Below are 23,169 nucleotides of genomic sequence, written 5' to 3'. Positions count from 1 at the left end.
GTCTCTCTCTTTTCGGTTTTGTTATAGTAGCCGCTGCAAATCAATGCACTGATCGCACGACGGGAGCGCGGTTCGGAGCGAGCGCGGTTCGGAACGAGCGCGGTTCGGAGCGAACGAAGTGAGTGAGAACCGCGGAACGCGAACGGGGAGGGACGACCCGTGAGCGAACGAAGTGAGTGAGAACCGCGGAACGCGAACGGGGAGCGAACGCGACCCGTGAGCGACGCAAGCGAGAGCTGCGGACAGTGCGATGGGTGTGTCAATCGTTGCAGTTGGTACTATAGTGTGTTCCCGATTCGATCCAGTGAGTGCGCGTCTCGACGGTCGACCCGGAATGAGTCTCCAGCGGAAGTCGGTCATCGATCCAGCCGTGCCCCCTCGAGTGGACTGCGCTGCCAGTACTCGCTCTCCTCGTCGACACGGTGACACGCAGTCCGGCGATCGCTCCCGTCGGTCGACAGCGGTTCGGGTGCCGTCTCCTGGCAGTACGTTGTTGCGTTCGGGCACCGCGTGTGGAACCGACAGGCCGACGGCGGATTCACGGGATCAGGAATGTCGATTTCGCGAATCGGTGGCTCCGTGCTGTCGCCGATTTCGAGCGACGGCGTCGCCCACTTCAACACCTTCGTGTAGGGGTGTTGTGGATTCTGCAGGACCTCCTCGACGGGACCGATCTCGACGAGTTCGCCGAGATACATCACGCCGAGGCGGCCACCGGCGTGCTCCGCGACGTACCGTGCGTTCGAGAGGTCGTGACTGATGAACAGAAACGACGTATCGAACGAGTCCTGTAAGTCGAGCATGAGGTCCATCATCTCCACGCGCAAGGAGACGTCGAGCGCCGACACCGCCTCGTCGGCGAGGATGAGGTCCGGATTCATCAACAGCGCGCGGACGAGCGCAACGCGCTGTGTTTCGCCGCCCGAGAGCTGGTGTGGATACCGCTGTGCGTAGTCGTGTGGCGGCGACATGCCGACTCGCTCGAGCATCGCGAGGATGCGCGCCTCACGGTCTTCCGGCCCGAGGTCCGTCTGCCACTTCTTGAGTGGTTGCTCGAGCGACGATCGAACCGACTTGTGTGGATTCAACGACGATTCCGGATCCTGGTGAATGATCTGGAGCGATCTGCGAATCTCGGAGAACGGGATCTCCGGCTTCGAGAACCAGTTGCGTGCCTCCGAGATATCCTGTCCACGGTAGCTGACGGTTCCGCCGGTCGGTTTCTGGAGTCCAACGGCGGTCTTGCCGAGCGTCGTCTTTCCGCTTCCGGATTCGCCGACGATCGCGACGACGTCGTTTTCGGCGATTTCGAGGTCGATGTCGTCGACGGCGCGAACCGTTTCGGGGTCGGCGAACGGGTTGATCCCACTGTCGGTCTCGAAGTGGACGTCGACACCGGAAAGCGAGACGACCGTCTCGTCCGCGCTCATCGGTCCACCTCGTTCGTCAGCGGAATTTCGTCGACCTCGGTCCAGTGGTGGCAGGCGACGTCGTGGCTGCCCGTCACGGATTCCATCCGCGGCTGCTCGCGTTCGCAGTCGTCGGTCGCCAGCGGACACCGGCTGTGATAGGCACAGCCAGACGGGACGTTCACCGGGTCGGGTGCGGAGCCGTCGATCGGGCGCATCTCCTCGAGTGGGGCGTCGAGATTGGGTGTCGCGTTCAACAGCGCTCGCGTGTAGGGGTGGGCCGGATCTCGAAGGATCGCTTCGGTCTCCCCGACCTCCACGAACTCGAACGCGTAGAGGACGCCGATCCGATCGGCGAGTTTGGTCACGAGCGGCAGGTCGTGCGTGATGAACACCATGGTCAGGTCGTGCTTGTCGCGGATGTCCGCGAGCAGACTCACGATCGACCGCTGCATGAGCAGGTCCAGCGCCGCCGTCGGCTCGTCCATCACGAGCACCTCCGGTTCGAGGACGAGCGCGAGCGCGATCAGTGCACGTTGTTTCATTCCGCCGGACAGTTCGTGCGGATACGACTCCAGAACCCGATCCGGATCGAGGTAGAGATCGTTGAGGAGTTCGGCCGCACGGTCTATCCCAGGCCCGATCGGATAGCCGTGTGCCTCGAGGGTTTCCTCGAAGTGCCCGCGGATGTCCATCGTCGGGTTGAACGACGAGAGTGCACCCTGGAACACCATCGAAATCTCCTCCCAGCGGAACTGCCGACGCGCTTCCTCGGAGAGATCGAGCACGTCGATCGGTTCGTCAGTTGGAGGGTGATAGGTGATTTCTCCGTCGGTAATACCGGGAGCGACGACGGCGTCGAGTAGCGCGGACGCGAGCATCGATTTCCCGGAGCCGGATTCACCGACGATACCGATGATCTCGTTCCGTCGGATGTCGAGGTCGACTCCGTTGAGTACTCTCGACGTCCCGCGGTCCATCTCGAACCGAACCGTGAGATCCCGAATACGGAGGATCGGGTCGACGTCGGAGTCTTCGGCCGCGGTCGCGATTCCGTCCTGTTTGCTCATCGGCGATCACCTGTCGGCGATGCCGTGGAGTCGGTTCCATCGTTCGACGTCGTGTGTCGGGCTCGAACTCGTGGATTGAACATTCTATCAGTTCCCTGTGCGAACATGATCAGGCCAAACGAGAGCAGGGTGATCGTGAGCAAGGGTGCGAGCAGCCAGTGTGTCGCGGCCATCGACTGCAGCGCACCGCCCTGGTACGCTAGATCGATCATCACACCCCAGTTGACGACGCTATCGTAGGGCAGTACGCCGATGAAGTACAACCCGACGGAAGCGAAGATAACGTTGCGTGCCGCTTCGACGAAGTTGATCAGGACGTACGGCATGATGTTCGGAAGGATATCTCGTCTGACTACCGATGGCGTCGAGATTCCCATCGCCTTCGACGCCTCGACGTACGCGTTCTTTCGGATCGTGAGCACCTGCGAACGAATCGCGCGGGCGAGTCCCGCCCACGCGTTGATCGTGAGGATCACACCGATCACCAGCGGATTTTGCGGCGACAGGGCCGCCGCCAGGATGACGACGAGCGGCAATCCAGGTATCGTCATCACGATATCCGTGACGGACATGATCAACCGATCGGCACGTCCGCCCAGGTAGCCGGAGGTCGTCCCCACCGTAGTTGCCATCACGGTCGTGAACACGCCCCCCGCGAGGATCATCAACAGCATGTTCGGCGTCGCGTGGACGATCTGTCCGAGGACGTCACGTCCGACGCTGTCGGTTCCCAGGGGGTGCGCCAAGCTCTGAAACGCAGGCTCGAGGCGATCACCTTCGCCGGTGCGAGGTTCGTCGATCACTCGTGTGCCGACGATTGCCATCGCGACGAACCCGGAGAGGATCGCGATTCCCACCCGCGCTCGCAGGTCCGACCACACGATTCGCGCCGGTGCGAGAACGCTGCGTTCGATCGCGAGTTCCCATCGATCTCGTCTCGTCAGCGTCTCGTCGGCGACTGTCTCGAGCGCCTTGTCGCTCTCGAGTACATCGACTGACTCCGTTCGACTGCTCACGACGAACCACCTCCATCGACGCGAGCACGTGGGTCGATCAGTCCGTAAGTGAGGTCTGCAACGTAGACGCCGATCGCGACCGTGATCGTGATGACCAGGAACACTCCCATCATCAGGGGGTAATCACGCCGCTCGAGGGCCTCGATCATATAGTACCCCATCCCGGGATAGCTAAACACCTGTTCCAGGATGATCGAACCGCCGAGCAGGAAGCCGATCGTGATCAGCATCGACGTGTACATCGGAAGGACGGCGTTTCGCCCGACGTACCGGAAGGCGATGTGCCGTTGTGGGAGCCCACGAAGACGGGCAACTCGAAGATAGTCTTCGCCGAGAACCTGCACGCTGTTCCCGCGCATTCCGAGCGCCCAGCCGCCCCAGGCGACCAGCACGATGGCGCTGATCAGCAGCGCTGCGTGCCAGAGGACGTCGCCGACGAACGCGAGTGTCTGAATCGGCGTAAGGAGGTTGATCGTCGGCTCGGTCGAACTCGAGTACCGTCCACCGGTCGGAAAGATGTCGAGCTGGTAGCCGAGAATCCACAGGAAGATAATTCCGTAGATGTAGTCCGGAACCGAGTTCAACAGGACCGACGTAATCGTCGCTCCGCTATCGAATCTGCTTCCCTCACGGTATGCCATCAGGGCACCCATGGAGATGCCGATGACGAACGCGATGGCGACCGCCGTTCCGACGGTGAATATCGTCCACGGTGCTGCACTCGCGATCACGTCGGTGACCGGAGCACCCTGTGAAAGTGACTGCCCCATATCTCCCTGCAGCAACTCGGTGATGTACGTGAGATACTGGACGTGGAGTGGATCGTCGGGCATGATGTTGAGTTGCGCCTCGACCCGCCGGTCGATCTGGTCGGCGGTCATCTCCGGATTGTTCCGAATGAGGTTCGCACGGAGCGCGTCCGCCGGCCCGCCGGGCAACAGTCGAACCAGGAAGAACGTCAGCGTCATCACTGCGAGGACGGTGAACACCAGCTGAGCCGTCCGTTCGAAGTAGTACCGTCGCATGTTTACGTCGGTCTCTTGGGTGCGTTCTCTGACGACATCATTCTGATTTTGCAGTCAGCTTCCCCTGTCGAACGAGGTACGTCGTCGGGAAGTCCACGTGTGCATCCGGGTCGTCGGGAGAGACCGCGTCGAAACGCTCCGTCGCGATGAACGACTGGTCTTGTTTCTCCATAATGGGCAACATCACGAGGTCCTGGTTGACGGCCCACGCCAGTCGCTGGACGTGCGTTCGCTCTTCGTCCGTGCCGTCGGCCAGCGCGAGTTCCTCCAGATCGTCCGCCGGGACGTACCGCTCCGATCCGCTCTCCTCGCCGAGCGGCGGTAATTCGATCTCGCTGGCGTCGTAGTTCCGGACGTTCTCGTTGTCCCCGCTGTCGAGGAGCCACTCGAGGCTGAAGTAGGGGTGACGCTGGACGTTCGCCCACTCGTGGAGTGCGACGTCGAACCCTTCGTCACCGTAGATGTCCTGCCCCCAGTAGGCGGCTTCGTCTCGAGCGAGGAACTCCGCTTCGATGCCGAAGTCGTTGAGGTGCTGATTGAACGTCTGTATGCCGTCGACCCAGTCGCTGTATCCCCCGGGTGCCTTCACCTGGAACTCGAGAACGTCTCCGTTCTCGTCGTACCACGTCCCGTCGTCGCGCTGGAAGCCTGCACTCTCGAGGAGTTCGGCTGCACGATCGGTGTCCGTCTCGTACTCGTTGAACTCGTCGGCGTACTCTCCCAGCCACTCTTCGGCACTGCCGTCGTGGTTGCTGAGAACGCCACTTGGTATCCCCACCGGTGCTTCGGTGTCCGGCCCTGCGTTCTGTGCAGTCTCCTCGCGATCGATGACGTGGGCGATCGCCTGGCGGACCTCGCGCTGTCCGAAGTGTTCGTGATCGTGATTCCACATGATCCCCATCCCGTAGTTAGCCTCGATCCGGAACTCCTCGATGTGATCCGGGAAGCCCTCGACGATGTTCGGAGGGGTGAACACGGTGTGCAGCCCATCGATCTGGCCCGATTCGATTTCTTGCCAGCGGGCCTCGTTGGTATCCAGGAACCGGAAGTGGTACCCCGTGAAATTGATGTCGTCCGCGTCGGGATGGTCGTCGAACCGCTCGAGGTGGAGTTCCTGCTCCGCGGTTCCATCGAAGGCGAACGGTCCGCTCCCGATCGGTTCGTCGATCGTGTACTCCCCGAGCATTTCACCCGCACTGTTTTCGCCCTCGCCGCCGTCCTCGAAGTCCTCCAGGAACTCCTGGTAGTGCGATTCCGGCGTGTCGAGGGATATCTCCATCAAGAAGTTCAGGAACATGTCCTCGGCGAGCGGCTGATCGAACGCGAGTTCGACGGTGTAATCGTCGGTAGCGTCGATTCCGCCGACGTCGACGTAGTTGCCGAGATTACTTCCATCGTAGATTTCGATCTTGAGCTTCCGTACGACGTCGTCGGCGGTCACCTCACCGCCGTCGTGCCACGGAACGTTCTCCCGGACATCGAGCGTGGCGTCCGTTTCGGTCACGGTCCAGTCGGTGACGATCCCGGGCTGGAACGTGTTCTCGAGTTTTTCGAAGTACACAAAATCGTCGAAGAGAATTAGCCCCGCTCTCCACGGGTAGTTGTTGTCGTTGTACGAGTTGAACTGCATGTTCTCCGGCGGAACGACCTCGGGGGTCACGAACGCCGAGTCGTCGGTATCGCCGTCGTCGTCAGTCTCGCCGCCGATACAGCCTGCGAGTCCGGTCACGCCGGCCAGGCCAGCCGCCTGAAGAACGTTCCGTCGCCTCCACGATTTCGAGTCACACGTCTCGTGCTCACTATCATCTAGCATGACATCACGACGTGTGTGGTAATAGTATTTATAATTACCTTACGGAGATGGCTCTGCCAACTGATCTGCCTGATAACCTCGAGTGTGCCACTTTGAGCCCTTCACGGCGATCTGACCTCATGTTCGAAATAGTACCATTGTCCGATCTGGCGCCGTTGACAGAAAATCGAGAGAGGTAAGGAGCCACATATGACAGCATTCTTATTGATAGGGGAATACAAAACAATATTTGTTACCTTTTCGGAGGAGGAATTTCCACGAGTGCTACGGTCGTGCTTGCGGCGTTTTCGGTGCGAATCCAGCCGTCTCGATCGACGGGACGCGCAGCCAGCGCCGCGTCCGTCCGTATCCATTTGCCTCGATACGGTGGCGGTCCGGTTGGCCGAGGACGATTCCGTCGTGACTGTCACTCGAGGATGACCGAATCTCCGATGAGCGAACGATGCCGGGGTGGGGACCGAGTCGAGAAAGGTCACGTGAGCAAACGCGAAGAGCGAGTGACATCCCCCAACACCCGTTCGTGAAGCGGCTCCGGATCGCTCACAACGATGGGAGGGAAGCGAACAATGGACCGGGGCGAGCCGAAACCGACCCCGAGACTACCTGTGAGAAAGTGGCGCTCAGGACGCAGTCACGGTCTTCGTTTCGGAACTGGTGTTTCCGTTTTCGTCCGAGACGATACACGCTATGTCGTACTCGGACACACCGTCTCGTTCACGAACGGAATCCTCTCCCGAGGCGCTGTCTCCACTCACGTCCGTCGACGCCGAGTCGACCACTGTCCCGCTGCCGTCGATCATCTCGACCTCCACGAGGTCCAGCTTCCCGTCCGGATCGGAGACGGCCCACTCGACGGCAAATCGAGTCCACGGACCGGTGCTCGTCTCCGTGACGTCGAACTGGTCGATACTCGGTGCCGATTCGTCGTCGCCATCGTCTTCGTCGTCCTCGTCGCTACCGTCACCGCCCGTAGTAACCGCCATCGAGTTCGCCTGCGCCTCGAGCGACGTCCCGTCGGAGAACGAGACGGTGATCGAGGAATCGGTCGGGTTGTACGCCGCGTAGGTCACCGTTCCATCGTCGGTGCTGAACACGGTGTACAGCGAGTGATCGGCGGTGATCGACGGCTCCGGCGAACCGATCGCGTCGAGCGCGGTGAGCCAGTAGTACGTCTGGGCCCGGGACATACCGAACTCGACGTCGTAGTCGTCCTTGTTCGCCTCCCAGAGGCCGAGGGCGTCCTGGCTGTCCGAGAACGCGCGGAACATCCACATGAGGTCGGGATAGTAATCGAAGTCGTCGCCACCTCGGTTCTCGACGAGTTCCTGGTAGTTTGTCTCGGCATGATCGTCGTCCCAGCCGAGATGCTGCGAGTAGCCGTCGAGGGGAAGGAAGTTGATCCCGTGGATCGCCTCGACGTCGAGCGTCCACCACGTCTTGTACCAGTACCCGTTCCCCCAGACGTTCGACGAATAGTCGTGGTCCCATTCGGGGGGATGACTGTCGCCATCGACGTCGAACCAGTACTCGTGGATAGCGTGGAGTTCCGTCGTGTACAGGAAGACGCCCGCGTCCCTGAGTTCGGTGTTGCCGGTGTACTCGCCCCACTCGATCATCGCGGCGTACGCGTTCAACGACTCCGAGGACGACTCCTGATTGTTCCCCTCGTCGAACAGCGCGGTGCCGCTCGCCCACGAGTGGCCGGCGTAGGGATCGTGGTTCCTGAGGAACGGATACTCGCCGTCGTTCCGATCGAAGCCCGCGTAGTCACGAATCAGGTGCTCGACCATGCCGCCCCAGTTGTCGAGGTCGGCCCACTCGGGATCCGTCCGTGCGATCGCTGCCGCCGCCTTCACGTAGTAGCCGTAGTGGAAGTGGTGGTCGTTGAGTTCGCTCGCGGAGCCGTGACTATCGTGGTACCCCAGGAGCGTGCGCCAGACGTCGTTGTAGTAGAACACGTCCGGCGAATCGGTATCGCCCGAGACCGTCGCGTCGAGCCAGATCTCGAGTTCGTCGCGCAACGCGCCACCGAATCGATCGCGAGCGTCGTCCGCGTCCACGGCGTCGGCGATCGGGAGCAACTGAACGAGTCGCTCGAAGTTCTTGCCCGTCCAGTACGTGTCGTCGCCGTCGTCCTCCTGGCCGGGCCGGATCAACTCGTCCTCGTCGGCGACCTCCTGGACGTACGCTTCGAGTTCGTCCGGATCGCAGTTCCCTACGTCGGGGAGGTACGGCAGCATGCCGCGATACTCGTAGGTGACCGAGACGGACGAGCCGGTGTACACGCGCTGTTCGCCGCGCTGCGTGGTGAAACTCCAGCTCTCGGTCGACGCGTCGCTGTACTTCCACTGGTGGGGGTACAGCGTCGTGAGGACGCCGTCGGCACCGCTCTCGGGTCGGTTCTTGGTTTCGAACGTGAAGGTCGACTCGACGATCGACTCGTCCTCGTCGTAGGTCCAGTCGACGCGGGTATCGACGATCCGGTTGTACGCGTAGTCGCCGTACGTCGACAGGGCGTCGTCGGAGCCGTCGGGGAGGAGCGCCACCGAGAGGTAGCCCTCCCCGTCGAGGTCGCTCGTCAGCGTGTCGGTGCCGATCCCGTCCCACGTCGCCCCCTCGGGAGCGAACACGCCGTAGTGGGTTCCGTTGCTCTCGACCAGGAGGACGTTCCCCTCCTCGTCGACGTCGGGCGTGCTCGGGAACGACAGTTCGGCGTCTCCCCCGTCGAACTCACAGTAGACGAACGGCGACCCCTGCGCCATCGTCGCGCGCAGCGTGGTCGACGTTCCGTCCCCCCAGACGGTACTCACCGACCAGTCACCCCAGCCGTCGACCCGCGCGTCGTCGAACGTCCCGCCCGTGTGTCCGATGGTGAGATCTGTTTCCAGATCCATCATCGCGACGGCGTGGTTCATCGACTGGTCCCGTTCGAACGTCCACTCCGTCGGGAAGCCGACGTCGAGTCCGTTCTCGGACGCGTCGGCGTACAGCGGGTGAACGAACAGGTTCTCGGAGAACTCCTCCCACAGGAGGCTACTCCACCAGTCGTTCGAGTTGATGGGACTCTCCACGCTCGACGTTACGGAGATCGTCTCCGGTGGTTCTTCCATCCCATCGGGAAGCGTCGTCGTGTAACTCCCATTCCCGACCTCCACGGTATCGTGATCCGAGGCTTCGGCGGTCGTCTGGGCCGTTCCACCGAAACCGCCCGCCAGTGCAGCCGCCGCGACGAACGTTCGACGTGAGAGATCGATCGGTCCGAAATTGGTATCGTTTCGTGTCATGTCTCGAGTGTATCTTGTCACGCACCGGGTGGCGAGTGGTCTGGAATCGCCCCCGTGCCGGTACTCGAAGGTATCCGGTTCCGAGGCGTGATTCACGCGGCTATACCGACTAGCTCGTCAAGCGGTAACGTGACACGCAGTTCGTTCACCACCATTGTTTATTAATATTATGGTGAAAGTGGACCCTTGTTACCGTTCACGCACGATGGAACGAGAACGTTCTCGTCCACCAAAAAATCGATTCTCTCCCGGGCGAGCGGAGCGTCGTTACCGAGAGTTGGGACGCCCGACGAGGGGTTTGGGGTGCAACTGGGTGGGCGTTCGACGATCCTGATTCGACTGAGAGCTATGGCATCGACGTGACCATGCGTTCGACAGCGACATACACATCATATAGTTTATCAAACTATTCTGGCTTGTATATACACACTGTATCGAATCACAAACAAGCAACAGGCGCTACGACAAACATTCAGGAATTTGATTGGAACGGAAGTAACAAACAAAATGCTGGTATTACTATACTGGTTAGAAGACCATCTTCACTACTCTTCTTTGATGGTAATGGCTTCGACGAATTCGGTTCTAAACGGCCACAGAATGGGGTTTTGGGCGGACTGTGGTATCTGCTGGAATTTGTGATCGAATCCAGTATATTCTCGAGCGTAGCTATTTTGAAACTGACGACCGGCTGCGGTCGTGCGGTGGCGTATTACGGACATACATTTGTAAATAAGTGGCTGTCAACAGTCTCGTCGATCGAGTTCCGCCCACGGACACTCGGTATCTCGTGCCCCCATGAGGCGATCATCGTGGAACGTAACTGGAGTGGACGACACGAAGTCCGGAGATTCCAACTACGCTTTCAGATTCCGTCCGCCTCGATCGATCCACGATCAGTCGTGATGTGAGTACTTGCCGAAACGAACCCCCTCACAGTTTGGGGTGAAGCGCGACCAGACACGTTCTAACTTTTCGAGATGCGATCGGTGCTGATGACCGCGCCGTTCCGGCGACACAGCAGTCCCGGGTAAGCAACGTCGGCAGGAATTCGACGAGACGATACGACCAACGCTATCAGTCCGTGTTGGCTGGCAGATTTTCGAGACGGGATTTACGCCCATACTACTGTAACCGAAGAGTGTGCTTCTCTCGTGAGTGTCGTTCCTCGTCGGAGCGAATAGTTTCCCGTGTAGTATGACGCGGCGAGAGCAAGACGTCGAAATGGATTTACAAAGAAACACGTATGCCATCGTATCCGATCGAATAGGTATCGGTGACGATTCGATCTCCGAGGACGGTGGCGAAGCGGCAGAGTCGGTAGTGCTGTGATGTCGAATCGGGTCCTTGTACGGCAGCAACGGGGAACACGGCAGTACCGTCGCTATCGTTCCCGGGAAACGAGACAAAAATGGACTTTTACGTTTGGGTGACTGAGAAGGGTCAGTTTAGCGATCCCTGGATCAACCTCGGCACAAGACCGGTCCGTGCAATCCAAACGGCTCGAAACGACCTTGCCTGCTGAAACCAGATTCTACCGGGATTGAACGCTTCAGACCGGTGTTCCTCTGAAGTACCATCCACTGCACACCGGTCGTGGAACCGGATCCTCTCGTCGAGCGTGACGCAGTTCGACGCCGTCTCCCGTCTGCGGCCGTGGATCGCAGGTGGATGGCGCGATTTGACTTTCGCGAACGTCTGTTGCCGAATCTCTCGGTCTATCGAACAGTATTTGAAAGGAACAACTCTGCGGTCGTGAGCTGAATACTGTGGACAGGGCAAGTGTCCGTTCTCGCTGCACGCGGTTGGATCCGCTTCGCTAACCACGACTACCGATGTCAGGCTCCGTTCGAGACGAGAGTGGCAAATCTCGGTCGTCGAGATTCCGTTCTGAGCGCTGGAAACAAGATACGAATCGAAATCCGAAACGGGGTGGCGTGTTCCTGGTGTCGTTTCGCCAGGAAATGGTGTCCGCCTCAGAAGTACAGCTCTCCGATTCGATCTGCCGTTCGTAGGGCGAGTGCTTGTCCGCTGTTGGTTGGATTCGGTCCACCGATGCCGTTGGCTAACGCGGAGTGGTCGCCGACGAACAGTCGGTCGACGTTGTAGGCTTCGGCGTTCTCGTCGACGACTTTGCCCATCCGCATCGACGACTGCATGTGGAGGAACAACGGCGGCCAGTCACACCGGTGGACGTGCTCTGCACCGGCCTCCTTATGAATGCGCGCAGCGATCCGCGAAAGTTCGTCACGCTTCGCGTCGTCGTCCGGGTGTGGCTCCCACTTGAGTTCGGGAACCGCACCGTGTTCGTCGGCGAACGTATCGTCCAGCGAGACGCCGTTGTCCTGCCGTGGCAGGTCGTCGGTCAAGATGAGCAGTGCCTTGGTGTTGCGATAGTCCGCCATCCGGCGTTTGAGTTCCTCGCCAACCACGTAGCCGCGACTATCCCACGGCTCGTCGGGGTCGACCTCGACGTCGAAGCTGTACCCCGCCTGACTGAACAGGTAGTTGGCGAAGGAAACGAGGCCGGGCGACATCCCGATGTCCTCCATGCCGCCGACGCCGGGTTTGTCGAATCGCACCGCGGAGTTGTGCCCGACGAACGGATCCATGTTCGGCTCGCCGTTGATGTCTTCGACCGCGTCGTCCGGGTAGACGCCGACGATCCAGTCGAACCAGTGTGTCGTGAGCCCCTTGCCGACCCAGCCGTCGTCCGGCAGACCGGAGTTGAGCCAGAGCCGCGGCGACTCGATACAGCCCGCTGCGAGGACGGTGACGTCCGCCTCGACGGTCACGGTCGAACCGGACCAGGTGTCTCGGAACTCGACCCCGGTCGCCTCGAGGTTGCCGGCACCTTCGTCGGTTTTGATGTCCGTGACGTAGGCGTTCGGTCGGATGGCGACGTTGCCGACGGTTTCGTCCGTGTTCGTATCCAGTGCCCGCGGAACCCAGCTGACGTTGCTGGATTTCCGCGCTTTCTCTCGAACCGGCGCGTCTTCCGGCGTCGGTCCGCCCTGGAAGTGGTCCGCGGCGAGTGCATCACCGCGGAACCCGTCGTCCCAGCTGAACGAGCCGTCGAAATTCGAGTTGAGTTCGTCCGGTGGGTCCTCGACCGCGTTCGGCTGCGGCCGCCAGCCGGTCTCGGTCACGTTCAGCGTGTCGAGACGGTCGTATCCCGCTTCCGTGGCGCCCTCGATGAACACCTCCTCCTTGTTGGTCATCGGCGCCTGCTGGGTGCTCGTCACCGCTTCGTTGAGCTGGTAGTACGGAACGAGTTCTTCGTAATCGATCGGCCAGTGTGGCTGTTCGTCGAAGGCGTACGGATACCCTCGAGGGTTGTTCCCGAAGTAGTGCGTCGTCGTCCCGCCGACGGCCGACACCTGCCAGAGGAACGCGTTCTGCGGGATGTTCCGGAACCACGGGGCCCGGGAGTGATCGGCGGGGCCGACCCGAAGGTAGCCGAACGTGGGATCGTTCGCGCCGGCCTCCTTGACGGTGAAATGCTCGTCGAGCAGCTTCCCGTCGAGATCGTCCGGATCGGTACTTACCGTCCCGCCGGCGTCCGCGTGTGGTTTCGGCCACTTCTCGTTGCCGTGCCACGCGCCGCCCTCGAGGATGAGCACGTCGAGGCCGTGTCGGCGTGCGAGCCGTGAGGCAGTCGCCGGGCCGTCCGCACCGGCACCGATGATGACGACGTCCGGATCGTTCACGGCGTATCACCTCCGATACCCTCGAGAACGTCGTCGCCTTTGAGATCACTGTCGAGATCCAGATCGTCCGCTTCGGGGTCGTCGAACCCGCCGGGAACGGCGTGTCGCCAGTCGGCCGCGTGACCCGGCTGCGGGCCAGGATACTCGGTCTGTTGGCGACTCTGGACCTCGCTCGGCGGCACGTTCAGCGCTCGATCCGTCGGCGTGGCCGTCTTGGTGTCCTCGTAGCCCGACCACTCCGTGTAGTAGCCGAAGCCGTGGAGCCCGTTGACGGCCATCACGACGAATTTGAGGATGCCGACGTCGGTGACGATCGGCTCGAGGAGCCCGTCGAGGCGGTCGATCGCACCGCCGTCGATGATAGTCCAGAGACAGCGCAGGCGATCTTCGCGTGAAAGCTGGACGAACGTCCCGCCACCGGGGAACTCCTCGTTACCGCGCTCGACCGCGTCCTCGTTTTTGCCGAGAAGGATGAACTCCGTGGCGGCGATGTCGAAGACGATCGGGAACAGTTCGGCGTACGGATAGTTCTGGATGACCGTGTTACTGGTTTCGTTGGCCGTCTCGACGAACACGTCGAAATCGACCGGCCCGGTTTCGTCCTCGTCGAGTGCGTCGGCGATCGTGACCTCGAGCGCCTCGACCGTGCCGAAGTCGAGGGTCTCCTCGACGTCCTCTCTGGTGATCTCGTCGGACGGGCTGAGGAGCCCGCCGCTGAGGGTCGCGAGTAGGTCGTTGAGGTCGTCGATCACCGCGTCGAGGACGTCGGTGTCGATACCGTCGACCTCCAGTAGTGCATCGAGGTCGGAATCCTCCTCGCCCGGAACGAGATTCAGTTCCAGCTGATCCGGCGAGGGTGCTTCGTCGGTCACCGGATCGATCTCGCCGGTGTTGGCCAGGGTCTCGAGGCGAATCTCGTGGAAGTGGTTGAAGTCCCAGATGAGGAACTTCTCGAGTTCGACCTCGAGTCCGCCCGGAACGTGCTCCGGGCCGAGTTCGTCCTCCAGGTGTGGCGTTTCGGGGATGATCGCGTCGACGATGGCCCGATAGGTGTCGCGGGTGTGTGGGTCCGTCGGAAGCTCTTCGGTGAGTGCCTCCTCTGCCTCTGCGACCGTGGCGCCCGACATCGATACGGCGGCCAGACCGCCCAGACCCTGCATGACTGTTCGTCTCGAGACGGAGTTGGGACTATCTCCTGACATGGTGAGTACTACCGTGGAACACAGTAACACAAACAGTAACGTAGTACTTAATATTTTATCTTCTTGTTTATTTATTCATGTTATTTTTGCTTTACTTGTTAGAGTCAGTGAACTGAACGTACCGGTCACCGTTTCGGAGGCTGTCAGAACAACGGGTGCAGTAGCTCAGGTTCCAGACAGGGGAAAAGCGGAGGGAAGCTACTTAGTCCTGATCCGGTGCGGCATCCTCCGGAACCTGTCCCTCGACGAGAGACTGGTCGGCGTACTCCTCGCGGATGTCCTTCTTCGAGAACTTGCCCGTCGCGGTCTTGGGTACCTCTTCGATGAACTCGATCTCGTCCGGAAGCCACCACTTGGGATAGTCGTCTTTGAGCATCTCGGTGATCTCCGAAACGAGCGTCTCTCTCTCGACGCCCTCTCCCGGGACGACGAACGCAACCGGTCGCTCCTGCCACCGCTCGTGGGGAACACCGACGACGGCCGCTTCGGAGACGTCGTCGTGAGCCATCACCGCGTTCTCGAGTTCGACCGAGGAGATCCACTCCCCGCCGGATTTGATCACGTCCTTTTCGCGATCGACGATCTGGATGTAGCCGTCCTCGTCGACGGTGACCACGTCGCCCGTCTTGAGCCACCCGTCCTCGAAGTCTGCCTCGTTGGCTTCGGGTCGCTTGAAGTACTCCTTCGTGACCCAGGGACCGCGGATCCACAGTTCACCGAACTCCTCGCCGTCCCAGGCGATCTCCTCGCCGTTCTCGTCGATCACCTTGAACTCGAGACCCGGAACCATCAGCCCCTGCTTGCCGCGCTTCTCGAGTTGGGTCTCGTAGTCGGCGTCCCGAAGATCGGATTTGAGGTGGGAAACCGAGCCGATCGGGGACATCTCGGTCATTCCCCAGGCGTGGAGGACCTCGACGCCCTGGTCGTCGAACCACTCGATCATCGATTTCGGGGCGGCCGAGCCGCCGACGATCACCGTCTCGAGCGTCGAGAGATCGACGTCGTGCTCCGAACAGTACTCCATCAGCCCGAGCCAGACGGTCGGGACACCTGCGCTGATGGTGACGCCCTCGTTTTCGATGAGGTTCGCGATGTCTTCGGGCTCCGGCGACGGACCCGGGTAGACGTGTTTGGATCCACCTGCAGTCGCCGTGAACGGCATTCCCCACGCGTTGACGTGGAACATCGGCACGACGGGCATGACGACGTCGTCGTCGGCCATCGGAATGCCCTGTGGCGTCAGGGTCGCCATCGTGTGACTCCAGAGCATCTGCTGGGTGTACTCGACGCCCTTCGGATTGCCGGTCGTCCCGGAGGTGTAACACATCCCCGCCGGCTGCTCCTCGTCGATGTCGGGCCAGTCGTACTCCGTCTCCTGGCCTTCGATGAACGACTCGTAGGGAGTCGCCTCGAGGTGTTCGGATTCCTCGCTTCCCATCACGACGAAATCGACCCCCTCGAACTCGTCGTCGGCGTCGGCTACCGCGCTCGCGAGCTTCGGCGCGAGCGAGTGGTCGACGAAGATCAGCTGATCGTCGGCGTTGTCGACGATGTACTGGATATGTGCGTCGGGGAGCAACGGATTGATCGTGTGGAGCTGGGCACCGATCGACGGCACGCCGAAGTACGTCTCGAAGTGCCGCGAGTGGTTCCAGCAGAACGTCCCGACCCGGTCACCTTCCTCGATGCCGTGCTCGTCGAGTGCGTTCGCGAGCTGACTCGTACGTTGCTCGTACTCGCTGTACGTGTATCGCTGCATTCCGTCGTGGTTGCGGGACACGATTTCCGTATCGGAATACAGGTTGGCTGCGCGCCACAGAAACGGTCGGAGTGTCTGGTCTGTTCCGCCTGGCATGTACACTCTGTTCAGACACAGAGCGGAGTTATTATATTTTTCATTACATAGGTTACAGCTCTCGTGGGTTCGACTCGAGAGATGGCGGATCGTCGCTGTGGATCCGGCCACACAGCAACGCTGCGAGCGGTGCTCGGTGAATTCAGTCGAGACGGGCGGCCGAGAGCTGACTGAATACCGAGACACCCTGGCTCGTACCACATTATCGAACAAACCTAAGTAGCGGAACGATCATACTGGGGTATGAACGACCCCTCCGTTCCGATCAGTTCGGTCAAGCGGTCCTACGAAGTGATCGACGCGATTCGTGACCGTGGGCAAGCGGGAGTGACCGAGCTCTCGGAGGCGCTCGAGCGCCCGAAGAGCACGATACACAATCATCTCCAGACGCTCGAGCGGCTCGGGTACGTCGTCAAAACGAACGGGAAGTACCGGCTCAGCACACGATACTTTCACATCGGTCGGGAGTCGCGCGCTACTCACGAGGTGTTCGTTCACGGGATCGAAACGGTCAAACGCCTCGAACGGGAGTCGAACGGGCACGTTCAGTTGGTCGTCGAGGAGAACGGGATGGGGGCAATCCTGTTCGCGACACACTGGAGAGACGACGACTACGCACCAGCCACAGGGCGTCTCTCGCTCAGTCGCGTCCATCTCCACACGAACGCACCGGGGAAAGCGATCCTGGCAGAACTGCCCCCTGAACGACGATCGTCGATCATCGACCGCTACGGCCTTCCTGGGCGAACCGAGCAGACGATAACCGACGAGCAGGCACTCCGCGCCGAACTGGAGACCGTTCGTACACAAGGGTACGCGGTAGATCGGAGTGAGATGATCGATGGAAGTACGGGGGTCGGCGCAGCGATCACGACCGACGACCACGTGTCCGGTGCCATCGCTGTCTACGGCCCTACGGCTGAGATCGCGGAGGAAGTCGAGAGCGGAGAGATCGTCTCGCTCGTCCGAGAGCACGCCGACACGATCCAGACGGACATCGTCTTCGGATCGTCGAAGTAGGGTCGAGTGCGGGCTCACGAGAGGGGCAGTGCAACGCTGTTCGACAATGTGGGATCGTTCCAGGCGTCCGGAGAACCGATCCTCCGAACCTCCATCTCTGCCGGTCAAGTGGGCAGTGGTAGTACCGGATACGATAGCCTAATAAAAGCGGGCGAATGTTCCCTCGGATTGTTTTATTCCTCCCCCGACACCTGCGTTCGTCCCCATCGGCCGTTCGATAGTATGGGACAGCTCGTCGAGCGCCGCGGATGGTATATGAATTTATAGCATATACAAATCTATAGCAATGGATTATTTCAGCACGGATTATCTGAACGGATTAGAAAATTGGATAGGTGCCCACAGTAACAAGAGAGTATGAATTTCGCAAATCACGTCGACTTCGCCGCGCGAAACGGTCCCACCAGACCGGCGGTCGGCGACGCAAACGGTCTCCGGACCTACGAAGAACTCGCGAGGGAGACCGACCGGATGGCAAACGCACTCGAGAGACTCGGCGTCGAGCCCGGTGAGTGGGTCGCGATCTGTCTCCAGAATCGACTCGAGTTACTCAGTACGTATCTAGGGGCGATGAAACGGGGTGCGATCCCCGTTCCGATCAATACGCAGTTCAGCGACCAGCAGATCGAGTACATCCTCGAGACCAGCGACGTCTCCGTTCTCGTGACCGACGAGCAGTGGGCGGCCGTCGCAACCACGGTCGACTCACCGGTGACGGTCGACGGCTCCGTCGGCGATCGGTTCGACCGGTTGCTCGAGGAGAGCGAGGACGAGTACGAACTCCGTCCTCGTCGAAGCGACGAGATCGCGGAAGTCCTCTTTACGAGCGGGACGACCGGCCGACCGAAGGGTGTCCAACACACCCACGGCAACCTCGAGGCTAACGCGCAGGGTATTCGTAAGCACATGGAGTGGACGCGCCACGAGGTCGGACTAACGGTGTGTCAGTGTTTTCACGTAACCGGACTCAACGTGACGACGACACCGTTGCTGGTCGCCGAAGCCGAGAACCGACTGCTCCCGGAGTGGGATCCCGAAGCGGCGCTCGCGGCCATCGAGACGCACCGCGTGACGTACAGCTTCTTGACGCCGGGGATGATTATCGACTTGCTCGGCTTCGAACGGGCCGACAGGTACGATCTCTCCGCTCTCGAGAGAGTCGGCGTCGGCGGCTCTCCGATGCCCAGTGAACGATTGGACGATGCCGAACGACTCCTCGGCTGTCCGGTTCTGGAGGGGTACGGAATGACCGAAACGACGCCACTTGCGGCGTTCAATCCGGCAACCGGCGAACGCCGAAAGCCGGGAAGCGTCGGACCGCCCGCCCGAGAGGTGATCGAACTCCGTATCGAGGATCTCGAAACGGGGACGCCCGTCAGCCCCGGCGAGCGCGGCGAACTCCTCTGGCGCGGCGACACCGTTGCACCGGGATACGTGCAGTTCCAGAGAGCGAGACAGCGCTACGTCGAGCGGGACGGAACGACATGGCTGCGCTCGGGTGATATCGGTTGGCTGGACGAAGACGGCTACCTCCATATCGTCGACCGACGCGAGGATATGTTTACGACCGGCTGTGCCAACGTGTTCCCCCGAGAGATCGAGAAAACGCTATACCAGATCGATCGGGTCGTCGAGGCTGCAGTCATCGACGTTACCGACGATCTGAGCGGCGCACTCGTTACGGCGGTCATCGAGCGAGACGGCACCGACCTCACCGCGGAGCGGGTGAAAGCGGAATGCCGAGCGAACCTCGACGACCACGAGGTCCCACAGCGAATCGAATTCGTCGACGACATTCCGCGAACGGCGACCGGAAAGATAGATCGCGTCCAGCTTCGCGGCTCGTTTTGACTCGCGTCGTCCGGATCCGTCACCCCTGGTCGACTCCCGTTCTCGAGAGCGTCGTCGATTACATCAATATGATTGTAAAGAATGTGCCGGAACGGTTACAGACTCGGCGAACAGATCGGTTGTCGATTCTGGTAGCCGGTCGAGCCCGTTTCACCGATCACTGACGGTGTGTCTAACAGGTAACGATACTAGTAGATATAGATTTATATCCGATACCGAATAGATATCCGCGCCGTTCTCGCATACTACCTCGAAGTCCGTCAGGAGATGGGAGTAATTCTTATGATATACGGTTCTGAGGTCTTTCGGGACAGATTTCTGGTCCCTGGACTAACGACATTTCGAAGGCAGTCTCTCAGGATCTTATCAACGTTTATGGACGATAGAAGCCCGTATTACCGTATACCACGTAGATTGGCCGTTCGGAGTTCGAAACGCTACTCGACCGGGCGGTATTTGATATCTATCGGTAACTGTGCATCTAGCTATTGTTGAGGAATACCGAGTATCTCCGCACTGTACTACCGAACGAACACAGCGCTCGATCGTGGTATCGTACCGACCGTCGCCGGATCGCGGTTGCTCTCGGTTCGCGTTTCAGACCCGTTACAGAACTCCGGTGGAGTTTGCGCCCGATCGATATCGGCAGCGGGCTATCAGCGAAGTCACGGCACCGGCCAGCGGTGCTCGACGTGGGCGGCGCTGCCCGCGAGTGGTGACTCACATCTCACTCCTACTCGAAAGGCAAGCAGTATTTTTGGGGCGCTTGTCGTACTTTATCCTCTCGAGGACGGTTCGAGACCCGCGCGCAACGAGTAGCGATCGAGTACGTTTTACACCGCGTTCTGCAGAGACCGATCGGCTCCCGTACTCCGGGTTCACATCCGCTCACCGATGGCGGATTCGACGGTTCCGTGAACGTTCTGTATCGCGCAATCCGTGAACTACTGTTTCGCGTACTCGACGTGAATCGTCGGTGAAGACGGCGAGTCGTCTCGTTCGAACCCGTTCAGGTCGCCGATGTGAACGTTGGCCATCTCACCAGAGAACCGAAACCGGGTGACGCCGGTTTCGATCGCCCCTTCGACGGCGTGATTCGAGACGAGCGCCATCTGTTGGGTTTCCGCTGATTCGATCTCTCCGTCGACGGTGAGCTCGAAGCTCGCGGGCGTGCCGTGTCCGACGACCGTTACCTGGTTCGGGAGTTCGCTTTTGCTGTTCGTCGCGTTCGCATCCAGTTTCGCATCATCACGTGCCATATCTCTGAGAGCCAACTATCGAAACTTAAGTCTTGCCGTCGAATTAAAGGAATATTGTGCGTAATTACATTAGAACGTGAACGAACGAAGAGTATTTTCGGGAATGGGTTTAAATAAATAAGACGGTCTCTCGAAACGTAACGTACGGAAAATATTGTTTTACCAGCCCTCGAGCCGGATCGAAGACTATCGACCAGCGTCGGAACGGCGCAGGTAACAGATACTTACTCGACACGCGACCGACAGTCGAGGAGACCGCGTCGCAGCGTCTCCCGGAGAACGACTGGATTTCCGGTTCGAATCGGGACGTCGTCTGCCCTGGAATCGGCATCTCGGATGGAGCCCTCGCCAGCGAACGTCCGTCAGTTCTCGAGTGCCCACATTGATACGCCGCCGCTCTAACGGCAGTCGATCACGGTCTCCGTGACCGCTTCTGTGCGAGTGACGAGGATTGAGAGCCTACACAACGATTTTTAATGGTCATCGTCGAAGGAAGCGTATGGATACCGACCGTCTCGTCGAGGTGGCACCGCACTACGTCGCGATGCTGCTTCTGGTCTTCCTCGTTCTCGCCGTCGTGCGGGCACTCGTCGGTGACCTGGGATTCTGGGTCGAACTCGTGATCATTTTCGTCGTCGTCTTTCTCTACCGGCCCGCCGTCCACCTGCTCGACGTTGCACCCAGCGCGTGGGAGGAGCAGTAAATTCGCTGCGGCTCACAGTTTGGCACGGGGCCATGATACCGGATCGACTGGCCGAAACCGTGCTCTCGAGGGACACTCTGGGAGAACGCGTTCTCGATACACCCTGCCGACCGAACCGCTCCCTGAAACCGCTGGTCACACGGTGATGGTATCGAAGTACTGACTGCCGCTATCACAGGCGATCGTCAGCACCGTGTTCGTCGAATCGAGGCCGTATCTATCGGCAACCTCGAGTGCTTCCTCGATCAAATTCGGAACGGCTTCGGCGTCCGTATTTCAGTTATTCGCCGGATGGTGGGTAACCGATCCGGCAGTCGGATCCGCACCCGGACGTAACGACGGCATCGTCTGACCCTATGCGTTTATGCGGGTGGTATCTTGTTCCAGGGGATCGTACTCTCTCCACCCAGAGAAGCGCTCGCAGCGTCCGGCGCTCGAGGACCGCCAACACCGGAACTTACGCATGACTTCGACCGACGCCGCTCACCCATCGTCCGAGCATCGCCACATGTCCACAGACGAGATCCGATCGGTGTACGCGGAGAAAGCCGACTGGATCCACCGCATGGACTGGTTCGATCACCGATTCACGGGTCGGTATCGCCGTCAACTGTTCGCAGCGGCGAACGGCCGGGTCCTCGACGTCGCCTGCGGGACGGGACCGAACTTTCGATATCTCCCGGAGACGGTCGATCTCACCGGAGTCGACATCAGCCCCGAGATGCTGGCGAAGGCACGCCAGCGACTCGAGGGACTCGACCTGGACGGCACCCTGTCCGAGATGGACGCCCAGGCGCTCGAGTTTCCCGACGACAGCTTCGAGACGGTGGTTTCGTCGCTGTCGACCTGCACGTTTCCAGACCCCATCGAGGCGCTCGAGGAGATGAGCAGGGTGTGTCGTCCCGACGGCCAGATTCTCCTCCTCGAACACGGCCGGAGCGACGTCGAACCGATCGCCCGCTTGCAGGACTGGCGCGCCGAGTCCCACTACGAGAAGATGGGCTGTCGTCTGAACCAGGAACCGACGGCACTCGTCGCGGAGGCCGGCCTGTCGACACACCGCACGTCCAGCCGACTGCTCGGTATCATCACCATGATCCAGGCGCGACCCGCCAGCCACGACCCGGAGTGACGGTCCTCCCGGACGGTCAGGGACAGTGGATGTCCTCGAGGCTCGTTGCTCACCGTCCCTGTTCAGCGTGGTACTGTTATCCGCGTCCGGGCACTCTCAGGGCGCGCGCAGTCGCTCGAGTCGGGTGGCCACGATCGCCCCCAGGTAGCCGACGAGGATCGCGATCGCGACACCCAGCAGCACGTACTCGAATGGCGTCATGCTGATCACTCCTGCCTTGGTACTAGATACCACACCAGGAACAATCAATCGGGGGGTGTGATCAGTGTCGTACTGACCGGGACAGACGTCGTGACGAACGAACGCCGCGCGCTCGTCTCCTTCGGTCGATGTGACTTATTCGTCGGGTGCTGACCGCAACAGGTCGAACGTCCCATCCGGACCGACGTTCATCAGGGCGTCGACGACGGAGAGGTTCGGAACGAAGCCGTCGAAGCGCTGTTCGTACCGAGGGTGGTCGAACGACTGGTACTCGAGGCTGACGCCGGCTGCCTCGAACTGGGAACGGTCGTTGTAGGACCGTGCTCCGTCTCCGGAGAGGTATCGGTCGGCACCCAGTTCCTCGCAGCGTCGGACGATTCGCTCGCTGTTCGTGGCGTCGACCTCGAGCGTCGACGCGCGAACGAACGGTCACTCGAGGTGGCGATCGACGCCGCTCGCCGGGTCGAGAACTATCGTTGCCACTGAGTTTCAATTGTTGCTACGCTATCGAACACCGCCGTCCCACTCACCTTCGAACTGATTTACCTCAGCGACCGGCTGATTCACTCCGCTGAATGGTTGTTCGAGACGCCCTGCCGAGATCGTTCTCCACCGCCAA

Annotated in this window: 14 protein-coding genes and 1 pseudogene; 4 read left to right on the top strand and 11 right to left on the bottom strand. The window is 60.5% G+C overall.

All coding sequences use genetic code 11. From position 1 onward, the window contains the following. Positions 1 to 356 precede the first annotated feature (356 nt). The 9 genes from CV102_RS26200 to CV102_RS20805 form a co-directional block, all read right to left on the bottom strand. Positions 357 to 1,430: an oligopeptide/dipeptide ABC transporter ATP-binding protein gene (locus CV102_RS26200; protein ID WP_187433062.1), complete on the bottom strand. Its 1,074-nt coding sequence runs from the start codon at positions 1,428 to 1,430 to the stop codon at positions 357 to 359. Continuing rightward, a complete protein-coding gene (locus CV102_RS26195; RefSeq protein ID WP_187433061.1) occupies positions 1,427 to 2,479 on the bottom strand; it encodes an ABC transporter ATP-binding protein in 1,053 nt (350 codons plus the stop codon). Before CV102_RS26195 ends, CV102_RS26200 begins: the two co-directional genes overlap by 4 nt. Next, positions 2,476 to 3,495 (bottom strand): ABC transporter permease, encoded by a 1,020-nt coding sequence (locus CV102_RS20835; protein ID WP_148859951.1) that lies wholly within the window; start codon positions 3,493 to 3,495, stop codon positions 2,476 to 2,478. Before CV102_RS20835 ends, CV102_RS26195 begins: the two co-directional genes overlap by 4 nt. Then, positions 3,492 to 4,520: an ABC transporter permease gene (locus CV102_RS20830; RefSeq protein ID WP_148859950.1), complete on the bottom strand. Its 1,029-nt coding sequence runs from the start codon at positions 4,518 to 4,520 to the stop codon at positions 3,492 to 3,494. The genes CV102_RS20835 and CV102_RS20830 overlap by 4 nt, the downstream gene beginning before the upstream one ends. Before the next feature lie 37 nt (positions 4,521 to 4,557). Further along, positions 4,558 to 6,333 (bottom strand): ABC transporter substrate-binding protein, encoded by a 1,776-nt coding sequence (locus tag CV102_RS20825; protein ID WP_148859949.1) that lies wholly within the window; start codon positions 6,331 to 6,333, stop codon positions 4,558 to 4,560. A 620-nt stretch (positions 6,334 to 6,953) separates the two neighbouring features. Then, complete coding sequence (locus tag CV102_RS20820) at positions 6,954 to 9,617, bottom strand: glycosyl hydrolase (RefSeq protein ID WP_148859948.1); 2,664 nt, start codon at positions 9,615 to 9,617, stop codon at positions 6,954 to 6,956. 1,976 nt (positions 9,618 to 11,593) lie between these two features. Continuing rightward, entirely contained in the window at positions 11,594 to 13,327 is a 1,734-nt protein-coding gene (locus tag CV102_RS20815; RefSeq protein WP_148859947.1) for a GMC family oxidoreductase N-terminal domain-containing protein, read from the bottom strand. Further along, entirely contained in the window at positions 13,324 to 14,454 is a 1,131-nt protein-coding gene (locus tag CV102_RS20810) for a hypothetical protein (RefSeq protein ID WP_222863721.1), read from the bottom strand. Before CV102_RS20810 ends, CV102_RS20815 begins: the two co-directional genes overlap by 4 nt. Positions 14,455 to 14,731: 277 nt before the next feature. Beyond that, entirely contained in the window at positions 14,732 to 16,384 is a 1,653-nt protein-coding gene (locus CV102_RS20805) for a long-chain fatty acid--CoA ligase (protein WP_148859945.1), read from the bottom strand. A gap of 243 nt (positions 16,385 to 16,627) precedes the next feature. Here CV102_RS20805 and CV102_RS20800 point away from each other — a divergent pair, with 243 nt between their 5' ends. Both CV102_RS20800 and CV102_RS20795 read left to right on the top strand, forming a co-directional pair. Then, entirely contained in the window at positions 16,628 to 17,404 is a 777-nt protein-coding gene (locus CV102_RS20800; RefSeq protein ID WP_148859944.1) for an IclR family transcriptional regulator, read from the top strand. Between the two features lie 357 nt (positions 17,405 to 17,761). Continuing rightward, positions 17,762 to 19,255, top strand: a complete 1,494-nt coding sequence (locus CV102_RS20795) for a class I adenylate-forming enzyme family protein (RefSeq protein ID WP_148859943.1) — start codon at positions 17,762 to 17,764, stop codon at positions 19,253 to 19,255. Between the two features lie 944 nt (positions 19,256 to 20,199). On the opposite strand, the gene CV102_RS20790 is transcribed toward CV102_RS20795, so the two are convergent. Beyond that, positions 20,200 to 20,514: a hypothetical protein gene (locus CV102_RS20790; RefSeq protein WP_148859942.1), complete on the bottom strand. Its 315-nt coding sequence runs from the start codon at positions 20,512 to 20,514 to the stop codon at positions 20,200 to 20,202. Positions 20,515 to 21,013: 499 nt separating this feature from the next. Between CV102_RS20790 and CV102_RS20785 the strand changes: the two genes are divergently transcribed. Both CV102_RS20785 and CV102_RS20780 read left to right on the top strand, forming a co-directional pair. Next, positions 21,014 to 21,217 (top strand): hypothetical protein, encoded by a 204-nt coding sequence (locus CV102_RS20785; RefSeq protein ID WP_148859941.1) that lies wholly within the window; start codon positions 21,014 to 21,016, stop codon positions 21,215 to 21,217. A gap of 508 nt (positions 21,218 to 21,725) precedes the next feature. Then, complete coding sequence (locus CV102_RS20780; RefSeq protein WP_148859940.1) at positions 21,726 to 22,349, top strand: class I SAM-dependent methyltransferase; 624 nt, start codon at positions 21,726 to 21,728, stop codon at positions 22,347 to 22,349. A gap of 336 nt (positions 22,350 to 22,685) precedes the next feature. Here CV102_RS20780 and CV102_RS20775 read toward each other — a convergent pair. Next, positions 22,686 to 22,964: pseudogene (locus tag CV102_RS20775) on the bottom strand (WbqC family protein); the annotation flags it as partial. Between the last annotated feature and the right edge of the window lie 205 nt (positions 22,965 to 23,169).

This window comes from Natronococcus pandeyae, from assembly GCF_008122205.1.
Lineage (GTDB): Archaea > Halobacteriota > Halobacteria > Halobacteriales > Natrialbaceae > Natronococcus > Natronococcus pandeyae.
This window is presented reverse-complemented; position numbering and strand designations above follow the sequence as displayed.